A 20,201-nucleotide genomic window follows, 5' to 3' on the forward strand; every position below is an offset into this window, starting at 1 on the left:
ATTGGAAACAAAAATGACAATTTCTCTTGAAGATCAAAAAATAAATCTTGCGTTAGGCTTTATTATCAACTCTGGGAGTATAATAACCTATCAATCAGAACCGGCTATCGTTTCAGAAAATATTCAAAAATCATTAGCAAGTAGTAAGGCTACCGCAAATAGATTCTCCATCATTTGGGGACCTGCTGTTTTTCGTGTCGGTAGTGTTAATAAGAAAACAAGCGCTGTAGATAAAAAAGACGATCACGTTTTATTCATTGTAAAAGATCTCAAAAATCCAAACGATTATCGAATCGTTATTCGCGGATCATGGTCCAATGTTAACTGGTTTGATGAGAATTTCAATGTAGGCACAACTGAAAACTGGTCAATTTGGGATTCAAAAGCCCCCAAAGATGCTAAAATTTCAAAAGGAACCCATATAACTTTAGACTATATTGTCAACCAAATAAAGAGCAATAACCCTCCTGGTTATGGAGAATCATTGATTGAGGCAATTGATAAAATTGCACTGGAAGAAGGCGTACATAATATTATTCTTACAGGGCATAGTTTAGGCGGTGTAATGGCCTCTACGCTTGGTGTGTATTTAAAGAGACGTTATATTGATAGAGGAAATAATAATATTCGTATTCATGTTTCCTCCTTTGCTGCCCCAACTGCGGGTAACGATGTTTTCGCATCCTATAGTGAATCTGTTTTTAATGGAACATTACTATCTAGCTATGAAAGTAATTTTCTCCGGATCCATAACCGTAAAGATATTGTTACCCTAGCCTGGAGTGTAAAAGGATTAGAAGAAATTAAGGCTCTCTATCCAATATCAACTTTAATCGTTAACGGTTTTATCTCAGTCGTGAAGGATAAGAATTACACTCAACTTACGCCAGATTTACCTTTTACTGCACCTGATTTAAAACCTTCTACCGGTTTAATTGAAAAACTCGTACTTCAACATATTGATGCTTATCCCAAAGAGTACGGCATGAGTTTTACAGTCGTTAATGATCGCGCTAATCCACCAACTGATTATGATATTGTTGTGATTAACGATGGTCAATCTCGCTATATTAGAGAATTTTTATCATCTATTGTTCAAGATGAAGACCAGACCTAATAGTTTCATCATATTGATTATTTTTATAATTTAACCAAAATGGAACCTTGATTAAAGGTTCCATTTATTACAATAAAAGTTTATTCCAGATAATTACCCCCCCACCAAGTTATTTCTGACAAGTCATCCTTCTGTCAAAATCATTTATAATGACCATTATCACATCAATTAAATTTTTTTTGACAAAAATATCACGTAATAGTAATAAAATTCATTATCATCTGACGTTTTATAAAACAAAATATGACAAAAGGAAACCAAAATGGAAGCAAAAAAGCTAGAAACCAGAAGATTAATATTACCTCCTTTAGAAAGTAAAGATGATATACAAATTCAAAACATTTTTCCTAAGTGGGAAATTGTTCGTTATCTTACAGCAAACACCCCGTGGCCCTACCCAGATGATGGCACCCTGGAATATATAAATAAGATCGCACTACCATCAATGGCAGAAGGAAGCGCATGGTTTTGGACTATAAGAAGGAAGGATGATCCATCAATAATAATAGGAATGATATCGCTATACGATCAAGAAAATAATAACCCCAATGGGAAGTTCTAAGTTGCTCTTCATCACCGGTCACACCAAAGAGATAACATGTGCTATATCAGCAGACGTTTTTAACTTTCTTATCTCTTCAAACAGCGTTGTCGCCTCTTCATATTCTTTGCGTAAATAACCAAGCCACTGTTTAATCCGAGCAACATGATATTGCCCGGTATCACCCTGTTTTTCCAACCGGATATATTTTTGCAATAGTTGAACAACGTCCTGCCAACACATTTTTGGTTCGTTATATTTCACCACTCGGCTCAAATTAGGAACATGAAGCGCGCCCCGCCCAATCATGACCGCATCACAACCTGTCACACTCAGGCAATCCTGCGCACTTTGCCAATCCCAAATTTCACCGTTGGCGATAACCGGAATAGAAAGACGTTGACGGATTTCACCAATCGCTTGCCAGTTAATACGCTCCGCTTTGTAACCATCCTCTCTGGTCCGCCCATGAACCGTCATTTCCGTCGCGCCCGCCTGTTGTACCGCATCGGCAATTTCACATTGCCGATCAACACTATCCCAACCTAAACGAACCTTAACCGTCACAGGCAAATGAGCAGGTACTGCTTCACGTATCGCTTTCGCTCCTTGATAAATCAGTTCAGGATCTTTCAGCAACGTTGCTCCGCCACCGCTACCATTGACTGTTTTTGATGGACAACCGCAATTCAAATCAACGCCATAAGATCCTAATTCAATCGCTCGTGCCGCGTTTTCCGCCAGCCATCGCGGATATTGACCCAAGAGCTGAACCCTTACCAATGTGCCGGATGGTGTCCGGCTTTGGTTACGTAATTCAGGACAAAGCTTATAAAAAGATTTTACCGGCAATAGGCTATCGACAACCCGTAAAAATTCCGTAATGCACAAATCGTACTCATTGATTTCACTCAGAAGTTCCCTAACCAAAGAGTCCAGCACACCTTCCATCGGAGCCAGTAAAACCCGCATTAATTAACCCCAGACGTTAGACGATTTATGGGATACATCATGACTGCTGCTACGCTGACGCGAAGGCGCCCCAGAACGGCGATGGCTATTTTTCTGTCGATTATCGCCACGTGCCTGACGACCATTTTGGATAGGTTCAGCCTTGATGGTTGGATCTGGCTCATAGCCGGGAATTGCCATACGGGGAATCTCCCGTTTTAACAAACGTTCAATATCTTTCAACAGTTTGTGCTCATCAACACAGACCAGAGAAAGTGCCTGCCCTGTTGCATCTGCTCGACCAGTACGACCAATACGGTGAACATAATCTTCAGCGACATTAGGCAATTCAAAATTCACCACATAAGGCAGTTGATCAATGTCCAGACCGCGGGCAGCAATATCTGTCGCTACCAATACTCTGATCCGGCCATCTTTAAAATCAGCCAGTGCACGGGTTCTTGCTCCCTGACTTTTATTACCATGAATAGCCGAAGCCGTTATACCATCTTTATTTAACTGTTCCGCCAAGCGGTTCGCACCATGCTTGGTTCGGGTAAATACCAGAACTTGCTGCCAGTTACGGCTGCCGATCAAGAAAGAGAGCAGCTCACCTTTACGCTTTTTATCGACAAAGTGAACAAGCTGTTCAATCTGTTCAGAAGCAGAGTTACGACGGGCAACTTCAACACTGACGGGATCTCGCAATAACTTATTAGCTAAATTTTTGATATCGTCAGAGAAAGTTGCAGAAAACAGTAAATTTTGCCGTTTCGGTGGTAATTTATTCAGCACCCGGCGAATATCATGAATAAACCCCATATCCAGCATTCGGTCAGCTTCATCCAATACCAGAATTTCTACCCGTGATAAATCAACCGCATTTTGATGTTCAAGATCCAGTAACCGCCCTGGTGTTGCGACTAAAATATCCACACCACCACGCAATTTCATCATCTGAGGGTTAATACTGACACCGCCAAAAACAACCAGAGAGCGCAGTCTGAGGTATTTGCCGTAGTCGCGTACATTTTCACCCACTTGAGCAGCCAATTCACGGGTTGGGGTCAGGATTAATGCTCTGACTGGCCGGCGCCCTTTCATCTGAATAGGGGAATCATTTAACCGTTGCAGCATGGGTAAGGTAAAACCCGCGGTTTTACCCGTGCCTGTTTGAGCACTCGCTAATAAATCTTTACCCGCTAATACAACAGGAATTGCCTGTTGTTGAATTGGCGTCGGCGCTGAATAACCCTGTTCTTCAACGGCACGCAAAATATCAGCACTTAAGCCAAGTGATTTAAAATTCATAAATAAGAAATGCTCCAGACTTCACCATTCCTGAACGCTATTCAGGGGCAGTTTTATGGGAAGAAAATCAGACGTGGTCAATACCACAAAGGAAAAAACACAAACTGCAATGCGCCATATCTCGGCTATTATACCAGATATACTTTCTGATGATGCAACTAAAACAACAGCTATTTACCCGGTAATTTTCATGATCCATAACATTTTTATGCAATTTACATTGATTTACTATAAGTATAGAGTTAACCCATGATTGATATTTTGTTTAAGTCTTTTGATTATTTGCAACAGGATTCATGTCCATGTCAGTCAACAACACCCAAACCGCCAGAGGCGAACAAGCCAAACAACAGCTACTCGAAGCAGCCCTTGAAATTTTCGGTAAATCAGGACTGACCGGTGCAACGACTAGGGAAATTACATTACATGCTCAACAAAACATTGCCGCCATAGCTTATTATTTTGGCTCTAAAGAGGGGCTTTATCAGGCAGTTGCCCAGTATATTACTGACACAATTAAGACTGAGTTCACTCATCTTTTTAAAAAAATTGATGATTTTTTTTCATCATCAGCACCGTACTCACCAGAAAATATATTGAGGATGATTCATGAAGGATTCCTTGGAATTAACCGCCTGATGATTGAAAAAGAGAGTATTAATATCAGCCGGATAATGGCCAGAGAACAACTTGCACCAACCGATGCTTATACCCTAATCCATGAGCAAGCACTCGTGCCTCTTCACAGCAGATTAAATAAACTGATTGCCTGCTATATCGGCGCCGATGAACATCAGCTTTCCACCATGCTACACACTCATGCTCTCATGGGAGAAGTTCTCACTTTCCGCATGGCGAGGGAAACTTTATTACGTCAGACAGGCTGGAATAATATCGGGCCCGAAGAATATAAATTGATTGATCAGATCCTTATCCAGCATATCGATTTATTACTGAATGGACTGAAGAAACATAATCCGAATAAATAAAATAACAGGGAATATCATGTACAACAAAAAACTCACTCTGGCAATATTGGTGACCGCGATTATTCTTAGTGCTATTTTAGGAAGTTACTATTATCAAGGTAAAAATGATAAAATTCTGACCCTCTATGGCAATGTAGATATACGTACTGTTAATCTTAGTTTCCGGGTTGGGGGTAAACTCGCTAGTCTACAAGTTGATGAAGGCGATACCATTGCGGCCAATCAAGTTATCGGCCAACTGGACAATGGGCCATTTATTAACGCTCTCAATAAAGCAAAAGCCACTCGTGATAGCACTAAAGCACGTTTAGCCATGATGGAAGAGGGTTATCGCACAGAAGAAATTGCCCAAGTCCGTTCGGAAGTTGCACAACGCGAGGCTGCCTGGCATTTCGCTGATAGTTTCTTCAAACGCCAACAAGGTTTGTGGCAAAGTAAAGTTATTTCGGCCAACGAATTAGATGATGCTAAAACCAATCACAATCAAGCATTAGCGGCTTTACAAGCGGCTAAAGATAAACTGAACCAGTTCGAAACCGGTTATCGTAAAGAAGAAATTGCAGAAGCCAGAGGCCAGCTTGCTCAAGCCGAAGCGGTTGTCGCTCAAGCTGAATTGGATTTACAAGATACTCAACTGACGTCCCCCTCATCCGGTACTATCCTGACCCGTGCCATTGAACCAGGCACTATGCTGTCAGCCGGCAATACGGTGTTCACACTTTCTCTAACTGACCCGGTTTGGGTAAGAGCCTATATCAGTGAAAGCCATCTCGGACAGGCAACGCCCGGACGTGAAATTTTACTCTATACCGACAGCCGCAAAGATAAACCTTATCACGGCAAAATTGGTTTTGTTTCACCCACAGCCGAATTTACACCAAAGAATGTAGAGACCCCCGATCTACGTACTGATCTCGTCTATCGGTTGCGCATCATTGTCACCGACCCGGATGATGCCCTGCGTCAAGGTATGCCAGTTACACTGCATTTTTCCGATTCAGATAAATAAGAGGCTGTCATGAGCAGCTCTGCATATACGATAAGGTTAGAAAAAGTCGAAAAAACTTTTCCCGGCCTGAATAATCACGCGGTATCCAGCCTGACCGCAGAGATCTACGGTGGCTCCGTTACTGGCCTTGTAGGGCCGGATGGGGCAGGAAAAACCACGCTGATACGCATGTTAGCGGGTTTACTGAAACCCGATAGCGGTTCTATTGAAATCATGGGGCTTGATCCGATAAAAGATGGCGTACAAGTGCGTTTTGAACTGGGCTATATGCCACAGAAATTTGGCCTGTATGAAGATTTAACCGTATTAGAAAACCTGAATCTGTATGCAGATCTGCGTGGCGTACTGGGTGACGAGCGTAAAAAAACCTATGAGCAACTACTTACGTTTACCGATCTGACCCGTTTTACCGGGCGACTGGCGGGCAAACTTTCAGGCGGCATGAAGCAAAAACTGGGGCTTGCCTGTACTCTGCTTGGTAAACCCAAAGTGTTGCTGCTGGACGAACCCGGCGTTGGCGTTGACCCGATAGCCCGCCGCGAACTCTGGCGGATGGTTCACGAACTGGCAGATGATGGTATGCTAATCCTCTGGAGTACTTCTTATCTGGATGAAGCCGAGCAATGTCGTGATGTCCTGTTACTTAATCAAGGAAAACTGCTCTACAGCGGACAACCACAAAAACTGACCCAAAAGATGTCCGGGCGTTCTTTTCTGCTTGGTGCCAAACAAGACTCCCGTAGAAAAATGCTGCAACACGCTCTCACCTTGCCACAAGTAACGGATGGTGTGATTCAGGGGAAATATGTTCGTCTTATTCTCAAGCCTGATGCCTCTCCGCAAGAATTACTTAGCCAGCTTGATCTACCTGATGCTGAAATCGTTAAAGCCGTTCCTCGCTTTGAAGATGCCTTTATCGATTTACTCGGTGGTGGTTCCACCCGCCATTCGGAACTAGCAGAGATCATGCCACGGATTGCGGCTAACCCGACGGAAACAGTCATTGAAGCACAAGATTTAACCAAAAAATTTGGCGATTTTGCCGCCACTGACCATGTTGATTTTCAGGTGAAACGTGGAGAAATCTTTGGTCTGCTTGGCCCGAACGGTGCCGGTAAATCCACCACGTTTAAAATGATGTGCGGGCTCATGGTGCCGACTGGCGGTAAGGCGCTGGTATTGGGAATGGATCTGAAAACCAGCTCCGGGAAAGCCCGCCAACATTTGGGTTATATGGCGCAGAAATTTTCTCTGTATGGCAACCTGACAATTGAACAGAACCTGAAATTTTTTTCCGGCATTTACGGCCTACAAGGGCGCAAGCAAAAAGAAAAAATTGATGGCATGATCGACGCTTTCAATCTCAAATCCGTTTTACATCAAACCACCGACCAATTGCCTCTGGGATATAAACAGCGCCTTGCCCTTTCCTGCGCACTGATGCATGAGCCCGATATTCTGTTCCTGGACGAGCCAACTTCGGGGGTCGATCCGCAGATACGACGCGAATTCTGGCTACATATCAATGGCATGGTAGATAAAGGCGTTACCGTTATGGTGACCACCCACTTTATGGATGAAGCAGAATATTGTGACCGAATAGGGCTGGTATTCCGTGGTAAATTGATTGCCGCCGGAACGCCAGATGACTTGAAACAATTGGTTGCTACTGATGAAAATCCTGACCCATCAATGGAACAGGCATTTATTGATCTGGTCGTTAATTATGATGAGGAGCTACAATAATGAGTAGCCCAAAGCAACATGCTCCACAGCAAGCTGTCCGCTTCTCTTGGTGGCGATTGAAAGCACTTTGTGTAAAAGAGACGAAACAGATCTTGCGTGATCCCACCAGCGGATTAATTTCTATTGTCATTCCATTGATTCTGCTGTTTATCTTTGGTTACGGTATTAATCTCGACTCCAGTACCGTCCGTCTTGGGATTCTGGTAGAACAACAAAGTGAAGATGCTCGTGAATTAATACAGGCTTTTGCCGGTTCGCCCTATATTGAACCCAAAATCAGCGATAATCGTCAGCAATTAATTAATATGATGCAATCAGGAGCAATACGTGGACTCATTGTCATTCCTGTCAATTTCGATGCGCAGCTTGCCCGCCCTGACGGTAAAGCACAAATTCAGGTCATTACTGATGGCAGTGAACCCAATACCGCCAGCTTTGTACAAAATTATGCCAAAGGAGTATGGCAGGTTTGGCTGCAACAAAGAGGACAAGATCAGGGCAACGCTGTTAATCCGTTAATTGATATGCAGGTTCGTTATTGGTTCAATCCAGCAACAATTAGCCAGCATTTCATCATTCCCGGCGCAATAACCATTATCATCACCGTGGTTGGCGCCATCCTAACGTCACTGGTGGTTGCTCGTGAATGGGAACGCGGTACGATGGAAGCTCTGCTGTCTACTCAAATTACCCGCACCGAATTACTGCTTTCTAAACTCTTGCCTTATCAAGTGCTTGGATCATTCGCTATGCTGCTCTGTATGCTGGTATCGGTATTCGTGCTAGATGTACCATACCGAGGTTCTTTGTGGATATTGTCTGCGATCACTAGCCTCTATCTGGCTACGGCCCTTGGTATTGGGCTTTTGATCTCTACGGTGACACGCAACCAATTTAATGCCGCCATGATAGCGCTGAATGTCGCTTTTCTGCCTGCGATTATGCTTTCCGGCTTCATCTTTGAAATAAATAGCATGCCTGCCTTTATTCAGGTAGTAACCTATTTCATCCCGGCTCGTTATTTTGTCAGTAGTTTGCATACGCTCTTTCTGGCGGGAAATATCAGTACGGTACTGATGATAAATCTATTATTACTGATCGCCTCCGCTATTGTGTTTATTGGCCTGACGGCATGGAAAACCCCGCGGCGTCTGGATTAAGAAGGAATTAGCATGTTTTATCGTCTTTACACCCTGATTATTAAAGAATTGCAATCTCTACTCAGAGATCCGCAAACCCGGGCTATCCTAGTTATGCCGGTTATCTTCCAGATGATCTTATTTCCTTTATCAGCAACCCTTGATGTCACTAATGCAACTATTGCTATTTTTGATGAAGACAAAGGCAAAGCCTCTATTGAGCTCACCCAACGGCTGGCAAAATCAAAAGCCTTTCCTGATGTGATATTGCTGAACCATTCACAAGAAATACAACCGATAATCGATCACCAAAAAGCCTTATTATTGGTACGTTTCCCACAAGATTTCAGTGCTAAAATTGCCAGTCATGACCCGGTTTCCCTCCAAGTATTGCTGGATGGACGCAACTCTAACAGCGCTCAAATTGCAGCGGGCTATATCCAAGAAATTATTCTGAACTATCAACAAGAACTAATGGGTCATCTGCCTAAAGCCAATAATAGCGAGTTGGTCATCCGCAACTGGTATAACCCTAACTTGGATTATAAATGGTTTGTCGTGCCCTCTTTGGTGGCACTGATTACCACCGTCGGGATATTGACGGTCACGGCGCTATCAATTGCGCGCGAAAGGGAACAGGGAACGCTGGACCAATTACTAGTTTCACCCATGACCACCTGGCAGATTTTCATTGGCAAAGCAGTTCCTGCGGTGATTGTCGCGACCTTTCAGGCAACTTTGGTGCTCGCTATTGGTATCTTCTGCTATCAAATCCCCTTTTCTGGTTCACTCGCGCTGTTTTACTGCGCTATGCTGATATACAGTTTATCGCTGGTGGGATTTGGCCTGTTAATCTCCTCTCTTTGCTACACTCAGCAACAGGCATTTATTGGCGTATTTGTCTTTATCATGCCCGCCATCTTAATCTCCGGTTATATTTCTCCGGTTGAAAATATGCCCGGATGGTTACAAGATATCACCTGGATTAATCCTATCTGGCACTTTAATGACATCACCAAGCAAATTTATCTCAAAGATGCCGATTTCACGGTTATCTGGAGAAGTCTATGGCCTCTTTTAGCCATTACTACCACAACCGGTAATCTTGCTTATTGGTTGTTTCGGCGGAAAATTGCCTGATGTGATTACACATGTACAAACTTATATGAAAAGTCGTTATATCCAAGAAGAAAAAATGTGTATAATATCAACAATACGACTCTTGATTAGGGTAAGATTATGAAAAACTCACACTCACAAATTGCCATACAAATTAGGGATAAGGAAAATACAACCAAATATATCTCTGATGCTAATCTAGAAGAACGGATTTGTCGTTCTTTGCGCGCATCTTTTTCTCTCGAAGGTAATAAAGTCAGTGATGAATCATGGAAGAAAATGAGCAAAGCAGCTCAATTCCTGACAAAAATCAACTAATCTCACTAACCGCCTTATTAAATAAGGCGGTTAGATTTCTACTCTTTCCATCAATAGCTCTTCTTACTGCATAATGATAAACACGTTTGTTTTTTACAGAGCCATCCAGTATTTCTGAGTTAAAATCAAATCCCTTAGATAAACATAATATTTGTAAATACAATCTAATAGTTCTACCATTCCCATCTTGGAATGGATGTATCCACGCTAATTCTCTATGAATAATAACCAACTTAGCTACGAGTTCATATTTTGTTGATATTTTATTCATCTCATTACGATTACATGTTCGTAAACAAGCTTTCATTGACTGCGATACATAATAATGTTCCATAGTTGGCCTCTCTCTATCACCGACTACAATAACATCTTTTCTATATTGACCAGCCCAATTGTATATATTTCCAAATAACATCTTATGACAATCTACAAACGCCAATTCACCAATAGGTAACGCTCTATTTACTATATACCCTTCATCTTTCAAGCTGCTGCTTTGTTGGCTGCTTTCACTCACCCCAGTCACATAGTTATCTATGCTCCTGGGGATTCATTCACTTGCCGCCGCGCTGCAACTCGAAATCTATTAGGTATATATCTTAATATATGAGCAACTGAAAATATAAATTCTTTTGTTTTCAATGTTCCTGATCCGAAAATTACTTCCTTGGTTCTATTATTCCAATAATAATGGTAACTCATTTTCCCACGAATAGTCTTCTTAATATGAGTAATTGGCTCAATCAATAAAGATACTGTTGTGGTATTTTTATTCTGACCAATGGATACAGGTATAAGTTTCGTCATATAAAAATAAGCGTCAGTGTAGCTAAAGTTATTTAACTACACTGAAAATATCAATTAACGGCGATCGCCAAAAATACGCAGCAGCATCAAGAACATATTAATGAAGTCCAGATACAGGGTCAGTGCGCCAACAATAGAGAATTTACGCAAATTCTCTTTGTCATTCACATCCAGATCTTCACCCATCTCTTTCAGCTTCTGAGTGTCATAAGCGGTTAAGCCCGCAAAGATAACTACACCAATGTAGGTTACCGCCCACATCAACGCTTCACTCTTTAACCAGAAGTTAACCAGAGAAGCCAAAATGATGCCGATCAGCCCCGTAAACAAGAAGCTACCAAGGCCACTCAGGCTACGTTTGGTGGTATAGCCGTAAAAACTCAACGCACCAAACATCCCCGCCGTCACGACAAAAGTAGTGGCAATGGAACCACCAGTATATATTTTAAAAATACCGGAAAGCGTTAGCCCAGTCAGCGCTGAGTAGAGCATAAACAACCCAGTAGCTAACGAAGCTCCCATGCGGTTAATCATGCCAGAGAGGACGAAAACCAATCCCAATTGAGCAATAACTAATCCATAGAAAACCACCGAGTTTGAGAAAATATATTCAACAACATTCTGATTTTGTGACACATACCAAGCCACAAACGCCGTTAACAACAGGCCACAAGTCATCCAACCATAAACTTGGGCCATATAAGTTTGCAAGCCGGTTCCAGCTTGCTGGATTATAGAACCATTTGAGCGTGGATAACGATCCATGGCGCTTACCTTCTATGACAGTGTTTAGAAATTCAGGCTGTTTAATATCAACAACCCACTCAAGTTTTATATCCTTCATCTTTCAAGCTGCTGCTTTGTTGGCGACTTTCACTCACCCCAGTCACATCGTTATCTATGCTCTTGGGGATTCGTTCACTTGCCGCCGCGCTGCAACTCGAAATCTATTGGGTATATACATTATCACAGAATATAATCAAAACAATTAACCATTCAATAATTACTTGTATAGCAGTTCATCTATCTGATCAGTTTTCGAAGCGTTTCGCAGAATTTAGCCAACACTTTCATCACCAACGTTTCGCGGCTTCCTGATCACTCTCACGGGATTCAACCCAACGTTCACCATCAGGCAAAAACTCTTTTTTCCAGAAAGGCGCCTTTGTTTTCAAATAATCCATAATAAATTCAGCCGCTGCAAAAGCCATATGACGATGGGAGCTTGTCACGCCAACAAACACAATTTCATCACCAGGGTAAAGCGTACCAATCCGGTGGATAACACTGATACGCTGCAATGGCCAGCGATCCCGTGCTTCGGTGACAATATTTTGTAACGCTTTTTCCGTCATTCCGGGATAGTGTTCCAGTCTCAGGACACTCACTCGGTCACCCAGATTATGATTACGGACTTTGCCGGTGAAAGTGACGATAGCACCATCTTCATCACATTGAGCAAGCCATTGATATTCTTCCCCTACATTGAAATTTTCCGGCCCAACGAAAATGCGGGTGTTTTCCATTTATTATCCCCCAGTCACTGGCGGGAAAAAGGCCACTTCATCACCATCCTGTAATGGGTGCCCGCCATGAACAAGAGATTGGTTTACCGCTGACAACAATTTTCCATCTTCCAACGCCAAGGCCCAACGTTCTCCCTTTGATATTAACGCTTTTCTCAAACCGTCAACGGTTGTGTAACGATTATCGATATCCAGTGAATCAGTACCTACCAGCTCACGTACCTGAGCAAAAAACAGTACCTTAATCATTTATCCACCTTAAAATGGCCTAATTTCCCACCTATCTTCTCCAACAAACGAACTGGCCCAATGACCATATCTTTCTGTACCGCTTTACACATATCGTAAATTGTCAAAGCCGCGACTGATGCCGCTGTCAGTGCCTCCATTTCAACGCCAGTTCTCCCAGTCAGACGGCAACAGGATTCAATTCTCACCCGGTTATATTCTGTCTGTGCTTCCAACTGGATTTCTACTTTAGTTAGCTGTAATGGATGACAAAGCGGGATTAATTCCCATGTGCGCTTTGCTGCCTGAATACCGGCAATCCTCGCGGTTGCAAACACATCACCTTTGTGATGGCGACCTTCAATAATCATTGCCAGTGTTTCCGGCTTCATTCCAACAAACGCTTCTGCCCGTGCCTCGCGTGATGTTTCAGCTTTAGCGGAAACATCAACCATATGCGCTTCACCGGTAGAATTGATGTGGGTTAATTGAGACATTCTCAGCTCCTGAAAAAACAACAATATCTAGACGGTAAATTAACCGCCGATGACAGAAAGATTTGGGGTGATACCACTGTCCCCTTGATGAAGAAAATGGGTTTCCCGTTTATGTCGCAATCCGCCCTGAATACGCAATTTCAGATCATCGAGTTGTTCTTCACTCGCCAACAAGTCACGCAGTGGTATCCCCTGTTCACCAAACAGACATAAATGAAGATGACCTATTGAAGAAACACGTAACCGATTACAACTCCGACAAAAATCTTTCTCATAAGGCATAATCAGACCAATTTCTCCCTGATAATCAGGATGACTAAAAACCTGTGCAGGGCCATCACTGCGTGAACGTTGAAGCAAATGCCAGCCATCGAGCAACAGGCGTTCCCGGATAGTTTCGCCAGAAATGTGGTATTTGCGAAACATTTCGCCGCCATCACCAGTTTCCATCAACTCAATGAACCTTAATTGGATCGGGCGATCCTTTATCCAGTTCAGGAAAGCCGGCAGGCTGATATCATTAATATTTTTCATCAGCACCACATTGACTTTCACTTTATTAAAACCCGCCGTAAATGCGGCATCAATCCCACGCATCACCTGAAAAAATTTGTCCTGCCCAGTAATCGCATGAAACTGACGGGGATCGAGCGAATCCATACTGATATTCACCGAGGTTAAACCCGCCTCTTTCCACTTAGCAATATCTCGTTCCATTCGATAACCGTTGGTGGTTACCGCGAGAGTTTTAATCAACTTATTTTCACGTATAACGGAAATAATATCGGTGAAATCGCGGCGCATGGTCGGTTCGCCCCCCGTCAACCGGATTTTTTCTGTACCCAGATCGGCAAACGCCCGGCCAACAAGACGGATTTCGGCTAATGTCAAAAAGGAGCGATGTCCACGGGGTTTATAACCATCCGGCAAACAATAAGTGCACCGAAAATTACATACATCGGTGATTGATAGCCGCAAATAGTAAAATTTGCGGGCAAAAGCATCTATGAGTTGTTCCACTATAACGCCCTTCCAAATATGGGAGATGCGGGCATTTCTGCCTTACATCCTGGTGACTCAGTGGTCACGGCCAAAGCATCATATCGCTGTGTAAAAGGGGACTTAGATGCAGAGGCTAGGAGTTAATTCCAACATCTATGATTTAATGTAAAACGACCTTCTCTATATGGATTTTAGCGCTTAACAAAGAAAAATGCGAATACCCACTTTCGTTATATAATTGAATATACAATGAATTACCCAATGTTCAGAATAAATCGCAGACAATTTCTATTGGTGATCAATGAAAACATTGCACCCAATCATAACGTTTGTTCGGTTAATCGTGTTTTATAATAAATTACGCTAAAATTATTCAGCGAATATATGCTCAGTCAGTAATAGGAATTCTATGCGAAACCGCACATTAGCCGATTTAGATCGGGTAGTTGCCTTAGGCGGAGGTCATGGCCTTGGGCGCGTTATGTCCTCTCTTTCATCACTAGGCTCTCGCCTGACAGGCATTGTCACCACGACGGATAATGGCGGCTCAACCGGCAGGATCCGGCGTTCAGAAGGCGGTATTGCCTGGGGTGATACCCGCAATTGTTTAAATCAGCTGATTACCGAACCCAGTGTCGCGTCGGCAATGTTCGAATACCGTTTCAGTGGCAATGGCGAACTGGCAGGGCATAATTTAGGAAATCTGATGCTTAAAGCGTTAGATCATCTGAGTGTCAGACCCCTTGAGGCGATTAATTTAATCCGCAGTTTGCTGAAAGTTAATGCTCATCTTATTCCAATGTCTGAGCAGCCGGTTGACTTGATGGCGATAGATGATCAAGGTAACACCATTTATGGCGAAGTTAATGTTGATCAATTGAATTGTATTCCTCAGGAATTGATGCTTTATCCACCTGCGACCGCAACAAAAGAGGCATTGGATGCTATCACTCAGGCGGATCTGATTATTATCGGCCCAGGCAGCTTCTTCACCAGTCTGATGCCATTGCTTCTGCTTGAAGATCTCACCCAAGCACTACGCCGTAGCAACGCTAATATGATTTATATCGGTAACCTTGGCAAAGAATTAAGTGCCGCAGCCGCTAAACTGACACTGAAAGATAAGCTGGAAATAATGGAAAACAAAATTGGCAGCCGGATAATTGACGCGGTAATCGTTGGCCCGTGCACAGATATCAGCGAACTTAATGACCGGATTATTACTCAGCAAATACTCGAAGCACAGGATGTTCCCTACCGCCACGACCGTGAATTACTGCATCAAGCGTTAGAGAATACCCTGCAAAACCTTGGTTAATTAAGGCGTTGGTTAAGGGGTTAATCCAACGATACGAGAAACTTACTCAGCCAAAGTAAATAAATAGTGCCCCAACATATTGACATACTTATGGCTGAGTGGTGAAAATCGTCCTTTATTATTAGTTTGTGCTTTGACGAAACCTTTTATTATCGTTTCGTTTTTTCAAAATCAGTACGAATTTAATACTTTGAGAAGTAGGTAGGTCCTAGCCAATAGCAAAAAGATACCGTTCTTCATCTTTTATTCTTATTTCGAACTCAAACATCCTCTGGGTATTTCTATTGTGCTACACAATAATTATCCTGGAAGCGGAAACATAGATACCCGATAGACAGGCTTTCCAGATACTTCCATGTATCCGGCGATCACCAGAATTTGTCTGTACATAAAACCCGCCCACAACAGCGCCAAAATGGCCTCTTGATCCATTTAGTTTTTCTTCCTGCCTGTTGAGTTTCCTTCGAAAAAGACCAAAATTCCGCTTGAACTATAAGCAAGCCTTAGCTTTACTAATATACTGAAATGTTAGTAGAAAAATAACTGATAAATTAAAGGCGAAAACAATTAACAAATAGAATGTATTCGCATCAAATCCATTATAAAATTTTGAAACAGCCAAACCTGAACTTAAACTACCTAGAAACCACGTTAGATATGACTCTGTAAGTGGTTTTTTTAATAATTTTTTAAAAATAAAAAAACTTCCAATACAATCAATGATGATATTTATATATATAGCACACTTTGCATTGCCACTAAACAACCATAAAAAGACACCCAAAAGGACAAAAGCAAAAGTTATCTTTTCAAACGTTAACGGCTTAATTGCCAGATTATTTCATATACCATAAATAACAATACCCAGTTGAAAAATCAAGCTAAGGCCGCAAGATAACAATATGCTATATGTTCCCAGCTGGACAGATGCAATTATTGTTACCAGTAAAGACAAAGCAAAACAAAGCCAGCCAGCCAGCCAGCCAGCCAGTTACAAAAGGCATTACTTTTTGAGTATATAAATCAAAAAAAATACGGTATATACTGTACACCACTTAAAATAACAATTATCCATATCACTTTGATGCCTCTACAATTAATGAATGACAGAAACGATTAAAATAACAAGGCAACAGATATTCGATATTTAAAAGCGCAGATGCTATATGGTAATTTAACTTCCCTTTTAATTTATCCACTATGAAATTGAATCCATTTATGTTTACTTTGGAATATGATGAAAATTCATTTTGCACATCGTCTTCTGTCCAAAATTTAGCAAATGTAGATTCTTCTTTATTAAAATTCCTTATAGAATAAATTTTCTCACTATTTTTCTGGCGCTTCAGAAAATACTTTTTATTATAAAGCATTATAAACAATTTTCCGTTTCTCTTTAACACCCTGTGACATTCATTAATCGTCTTTTTATAATCCTCAACATGAGACACCGCCCCATTTAGTGAGATAATCACATCTATGCTACCACTAGAAAAATTCGAAAGATCTACTATATCTGCATGATGAAATGTTACTTCAGGAAATTTCTCCCGAGCTATTGATATCATGTTTTTTGATATATCTATACCGATATAATTACAGTCAATTCCATTTAATAAGCTATATCCTAATCCTGTTCCACAACCAAGATCTAAAATATTGTCTCCAGGCTTTGTAATTTTTAATAGTTTTTTTTGAATGATGTTATCTTCAGCTCGACTAACGGCATCTAGATAAAGATCGTCATATTTACGAGATACATTATCATAGTATTTTTCTACATTATTATTCGCACTTGTCATGTTTATTTTACAACGCTCGCCAACATTAATAATTTTCTTTCTACCACAGATTTGGCTCTATGGCTTAACTTCTTTCATATTAATGTGATTGTTGACACCTTTGTCATAGATGCCATTTAGCCAGTGTGACAGTAAGCGACTGTTTTTTTTACTACTTCCATCCCTCTGTAATTTTCAGATATTCCGCCGGTACGGTTGAAAAACTCGGTACATCACACCGGCATGCTCTCAATACACAAAATTGCTCGCAATGCCGGAGAATAAACACCTTGGAGTAACTTCTCATACCCGTACCATTGGACTTTAAAACCCCGTTAATCAAGAATTGGCAATAAATTGCTCACGCAATGCCTGAACCTGATCCCGAACATTCGCCGCCTGCTCGAATTCAAGATCCTGCGCATGCTGGTACATCTTCGCTTCCAGCTCGCAGATTTTGTTTTCCAACTCTTTGGCAGACAGGTTGCTGAATGTTTCCGCCGTGACAACCGCTTTACCTCTGCCCTTCCCTTTGCCACCCGTTGGCTGCCCGATTCGCAGAATATCACCAATCTTCTTATTCAGACCTTTTGGAACAATGCCATGTTTTTCATTAAATATCTGCTGTTTAGCACGCCGGCGTTCCGTTTCACCAATAGCTTTTGCCATTGAATCAGTGATCTTATCGCCATAAAGGATCGCTTTACCATGCAGGTTACGGGCAGCACGCCCAATCGTCTGAATTAATGAACGTTCAGACCGCAGGAAACCTTCTTTATCCGCATCAAGAATAGCCACCAGAGAAACTTCTGGAATATCCAGCCCTTCCCTCAGCAAGTTAATCCCCACTAATACATCAAACTCACCTAAACGAAGATCCCGAATAATTTCCACACGTTCGACAGTATCGATATCCGAGTGCAAATAGCGAACCCGTTCACCGTGTTCTTCCAAATACTCCGTTAAGTCCTCCGCCATTCGCTTAGTCAACGTGGTGACCAACACCCGTTCATTTTTCACCGCCCGAATACGGATTTCAGACAGTAAGTCATCAACCTGTGTCGCCACAGGACGCACCTCCACTTCCGGATCAAGCAAACCAGTAGGACGCACCACTTGTTCCACCACATCGCTACTGGATTTTTCCAATTCATATTTGCCTGGCGTGGCGGAAATATAAATTGTCTGTGGAGCCAGTGCTTCAAACTCTTCAAACCGAAGTGGTCGATTATCCAGCGCGGAAGGCATACGGAAACCATATTCCACCAGCGTCTCTTTGCGGGAACGATCCCCTCTGTACATTCCACCAATTTGCGGGATGGTAACGTGCGATTCATCCACTACCAGCAAACCATCAGCAGGGAGATAATCAAACAGGGTCGGCGGCGGCTCCCCTTCAGCTCGGCCAGAGAGGTAACGGGAATAGTTTTCAATGCCGGAGCAATAACCCAATTCATTCATCATTTCCAAATCAAATTGAGTACGCTGCGTAATACGCTGCTCTTCCAGCAGCTTACCATTTGCCAGCAATACCTTACGCCGCTGCTCAAGCTCAATTTTAATCGCTTCCATTGCCTGAATAATACGCTCACGTGGAGTAACATAGTGAGTTTTCGGATAAACGGTGTATCGTGGAACATGATATTGAATCTGTCCTGTTAGCGGATCAAACAGTGATAACCGTTCTACTTCATCATCAAATAGTTCAACGCGCAGGGCATGCTCATCAGATTCAGCCGGAAAGATATCTATCACTTCACCGCGTACCCTAAATGTCCCCCGCTGAAATGCCTGATCATTACGGGTATATTGCAATTCAGCTAAACGCCGCAGAATGGAGCGTTGATCAATCATCATACCGTTGGTCAGGTGGAGCATCATTTTCAGGTAACTATCAGGATCACCCAAACCATAAATAGCCGATACAGACGCAACAACAATCACATCTCGCCGCTCCAGCAAAGCTTTTGTGGCGGACAGGCGCATTTGCTCAATGTGTTCGTTCACGGAAGCATCTTTTTCGATAAAAGTATCGGAACTCGGCACATAAGCTTCCGGCTGGTAATAATCGTAATAGGAAACAAAGTACTCTACGGCATTTTCTGGGAAAAAGTCCTTCATTTCGCTGTAAAGTTGAGCCGCCAGTGTCTTGTTCGGAGCAAGTACCATCGTTGGTCGGTTTAAATTGGCTATCACATTGGCGATAGTAAATGTCTTACCCGACCCCGTAACCCCTAGCAAAGTCTGGTGGGCAAGCCCGTCTTCCAAGCCTTCTTGTAATTGACGGATGGCCTCTGGTTGATCACCCCCCGGTTGGAAGTCAGAATGTAATTTGAACACCTTACTCATCGGTATCTCACTTTCCTAACATTAATTCATCTATACCCGTCATCTTTCAAGTTGCCTCTTTGTTGGCTGCACTCACTCACCCCGGTCACATAGTTATCTATGCTCCCGGGGATTCGCTCCCTTGCCGTCGCGATGCATCCTGAAATCCATAGGGCATATAATACTGGATATAAAACCAGCTTCAAGTTGGTTTTATAAAAACGGACTCAAGTTGGTCACTTCCCTATCAATTAAACATCCGTTGATATCAAAATAAATACCATTTTATCCCCAAAATTATCTTGATTTTTCCATTTTTTATATGATCGGCTGAAAGGTGACAACATGAGACATCATCACAGGTCAGATAGGGCTTGATTTTAGTTATCTTATTGATTTTTAATATAATTAAAACAAAGACGAGAATAACATCAACCTTGACGAAAGCCGCGTATTTTCTTGCATCGCGTAACT

The 20,201-nt window shown here is 42.3% G+C and carries 20 protein-coding genes and 1 riboswitch; of the genes, 9 read left to right on the forward strand and 11 right to left on the reverse strand.

Going from position 1 to position 20,201, the window contains the following annotated elements:
• The first annotated feature begins 13 nt into the window (after window positions 1-13).
• Window positions 14-1,117, forward strand: a complete 1,104-nt coding sequence (locus D3222_RS06025; RefSeq protein WP_198672755.1) for a lipase family protein — start codon at window positions 14-16, stop codon at window positions 1,115-1,117.
• 262 nt (window positions 1,118-1,379) lie between these two features.
• The gene (locus D3222_RS06030) at window positions 1,380-1,679 is read left to right on the forward strand and encodes a GNAT family N-acetyltransferase (protein WP_232832419.1); all 300 of its coding nucleotides are present in this window, start codon (window positions 1,380-1,382) and stop codon (window positions 1,677-1,679) included.
• 18 nt (window positions 1,680-1,697) lie between these two features.
• On the opposite strand, the gene dusC is transcribed toward D3222_RS06030, so the two are convergent.
• On the reverse strand, window positions 1,698-2,630 hold the full coding sequence (dusC, locus tag D3222_RS06035; protein ID WP_118985352.1) for a tRNA dihydrouridine(16) synthase DusC: 933 nt from the start codon (window positions 2,628-2,630) through the stop codon (window positions 1,698-1,700).
• Between the two features lie 3 nt (window positions 2,631-2,633).
• On the reverse strand, window positions 2,634-3,920 hold the full coding sequence (gene rhlE, locus D3222_RS06040) for an ATP-dependent RNA helicase RhlE (protein WP_118985353.1): 1,287 nt from the start codon (window positions 3,918-3,920) through the stop codon (window positions 2,634-2,636).
• A 302-nt stretch (window positions 3,921-4,222) separates the two neighbouring features.
• Here rhlE and cecR point away from each other — a divergent pair, with 302 nt between their 5' ends.
• The 6 genes from cecR (at window position 4,223) to D3222_RS06075 (ending at window position 10,240) form a co-directional block, all read left to right on the forward strand.
• Complete coding sequence (gene cecR, locus D3222_RS06050) at window positions 4,223-4,909, forward strand: transcriptional regulator CecR (RefSeq protein WP_118985355.1); 687 nt, start codon at window positions 4,223-4,225, stop codon at window positions 4,907-4,909.
• A 16-nt stretch (window positions 4,910-4,925) separates the two neighbouring features.
• The gene (gene hlyD, locus D3222_RS06055; RefSeq protein ID WP_118985356.1) at window positions 4,926-5,918 is read left to right on the forward strand and encodes a secretion protein HlyD; all 993 of its coding nucleotides are present in this window, start codon (window positions 4,926-4,928) and stop codon (window positions 5,916-5,918) included.
• Between the two features lie 9 nt (window positions 5,919-5,927).
• Entirely contained in the window at window positions 5,928-7,664 is a 1,737-nt protein-coding gene (locus tag D3222_RS06060; protein WP_118985357.1) for an ATP-binding cassette domain-containing protein, read from the forward strand.
• Complete coding sequence (locus D3222_RS06065; RefSeq protein WP_118985358.1) at window positions 7,664-8,824, forward strand: ABC transporter permease; 1,161 nt, start codon at window positions 7,664-7,666, stop codon at window positions 8,822-8,824. Before D3222_RS06060 ends, D3222_RS06065 begins: the two co-directional genes overlap by 1 nt.
• A gap of 12 nt (window positions 8,825-8,836) precedes the next feature.
• Window positions 8,837-9,943: an ABC transporter permease gene (locus tag D3222_RS06070; RefSeq protein WP_118985359.1), complete on the forward strand. Its 1,107-nt coding sequence runs from the start codon at window positions 8,837-8,839 to the stop codon at window positions 9,941-9,943.
• 99 nt (window positions 9,944-10,042) lie between these two features.
• Entirely contained in the window at window positions 10,043-10,240 is a 198-nt protein-coding gene (locus D3222_RS06075) for a hypothetical protein (RefSeq protein ID WP_088372395.1), read from the forward strand.
• Here the strand turns inward: D3222_RS06075 and D3222_RS26425 are convergent.
• The 6 genes from D3222_RS26425 to moaA form a co-directional block, all read right to left on the reverse strand.
• Window positions 10,233-10,757 carry a Fic family protein gene (locus D3222_RS26425; protein ID WP_255417014.1) on the reverse strand — a complete coding sequence of 175 codons (525 nt, stop codon included), beginning with the start codon at window positions 10,755-10,757 and terminating at the stop codon, window positions 10,233-10,235. The two genes, D3222_RS06075 and D3222_RS26425, sit on opposite strands and share 8 nt — an antisense overlap.
• A 344-nt stretch (window positions 10,758-11,101) precedes the next feature.
• Window positions 11,102-11,812 carry a Bax inhibitor-1/YccA family protein gene (locus D3222_RS06085; RefSeq protein ID WP_118985360.1) on the reverse strand — a complete coding sequence of 237 codons (711 nt, stop codon included), beginning with the start codon at window positions 11,810-11,812 and terminating at the stop codon, window positions 11,102-11,104.
• Between the two features lie 308 nt (window positions 11,813-12,120).
• On the reverse strand, window positions 12,121-12,573 hold the full coding sequence (moaE, locus tag D3222_RS06095; RefSeq protein WP_118985362.1) for a molybdopterin synthase catalytic subunit MoaE: 453 nt from the start codon (window positions 12,571-12,573) through the stop codon (window positions 12,121-12,123).
• Window positions 12,574-12,576: 3 nt separating this feature from the next.
• On the reverse strand, window positions 12,577-12,822 hold the full coding sequence (gene moaD, locus D3222_RS06100; protein WP_118985363.1) for a molybdopterin synthase sulfur carrier subunit: 246 nt from the start codon (window positions 12,820-12,822) through the stop codon (window positions 12,577-12,579).
• Window positions 12,819-13,298 carry a cyclic pyranopterin monophosphate synthase MoaC gene (gene moaC, locus D3222_RS06105; RefSeq protein ID WP_118985364.1) on the reverse strand — a complete coding sequence of 160 codons (480 nt, stop codon included), beginning with the start codon at window positions 13,296-13,298 and terminating at the stop codon, window positions 12,819-12,821. The genes moaD and moaC overlap by 4 nt, the downstream gene beginning before the upstream one ends.
• Window positions 13,299-13,337: 39 nt before the next feature.
• On the reverse strand, window positions 13,338-14,318 hold the full coding sequence (moaA, locus tag D3222_RS06110) for a GTP 3',8-cyclase MoaA (protein WP_118985365.1): 981 nt from the start codon (window positions 14,316-14,318) through the stop codon (window positions 13,338-13,340).
• Window positions 14,308-14,452, reverse strand: a riboswitch (molybdenum cofactor riboswitch). It overlaps the preceding gene by 11 nt.
• 257 nt (window positions 14,453-14,709) lie before the next feature.
• Between moaA and yvcK the strand changes: the two genes are divergently transcribed.
• Complete coding sequence (yvcK, locus tag D3222_RS06115) at window positions 14,710-15,618, forward strand: uridine diphosphate-N-acetylglucosamine-binding protein YvcK (protein ID WP_118985366.1); 909 nt, start codon at window positions 14,710-14,712, stop codon at window positions 15,616-15,618.
• 300 nt (window positions 15,619-15,918) lie between these two features.
• Here the strand turns inward: yvcK and D3222_RS26430 are convergent, their stop codons facing one another.
• From D3222_RS26430 to uvrB, 3 genes are all read right to left on the reverse strand, one after another.
• A complete protein-coding gene (locus D3222_RS26430; protein WP_255417015.1) occupies window positions 15,919-16,050 on the reverse strand; it encodes a hypothetical protein in 132 nt (43 codons plus the stop codon).
• 644 nt (window positions 16,051-16,694) lie between these two features.
• Window positions 16,695-17,420 carry a class I SAM-dependent methyltransferase gene (locus D3222_RS06120; RefSeq protein ID WP_118985367.1) on the reverse strand — a complete coding sequence of 242 codons (726 nt, stop codon included), beginning with the start codon at window positions 17,418-17,420 and terminating at the stop codon, window positions 16,695-16,697.
• Between the two features lie 318 nt (window positions 17,421-17,738).
• Entirely contained in the window at window positions 17,739-19,748 is a 2,010-nt protein-coding gene (uvrB, locus tag D3222_RS06125; protein ID WP_118985368.1) for an excinuclease ABC subunit UvrB, read from the reverse strand.
• Window positions 19,749-20,201: the final 453 nt, after the last annotated feature.

The sequence above is a fragment of the Photorhabdus sp. CRCIA-P01 genome, assembly GCF_003545805.1.
In the GTDB taxonomy this organism is placed as follows: domain Bacteria; phylum Pseudomonadota; class Gammaproteobacteria; order Enterobacterales; family Enterobacteriaceae; genus Photorhabdus; species Photorhabdus antumapuensis.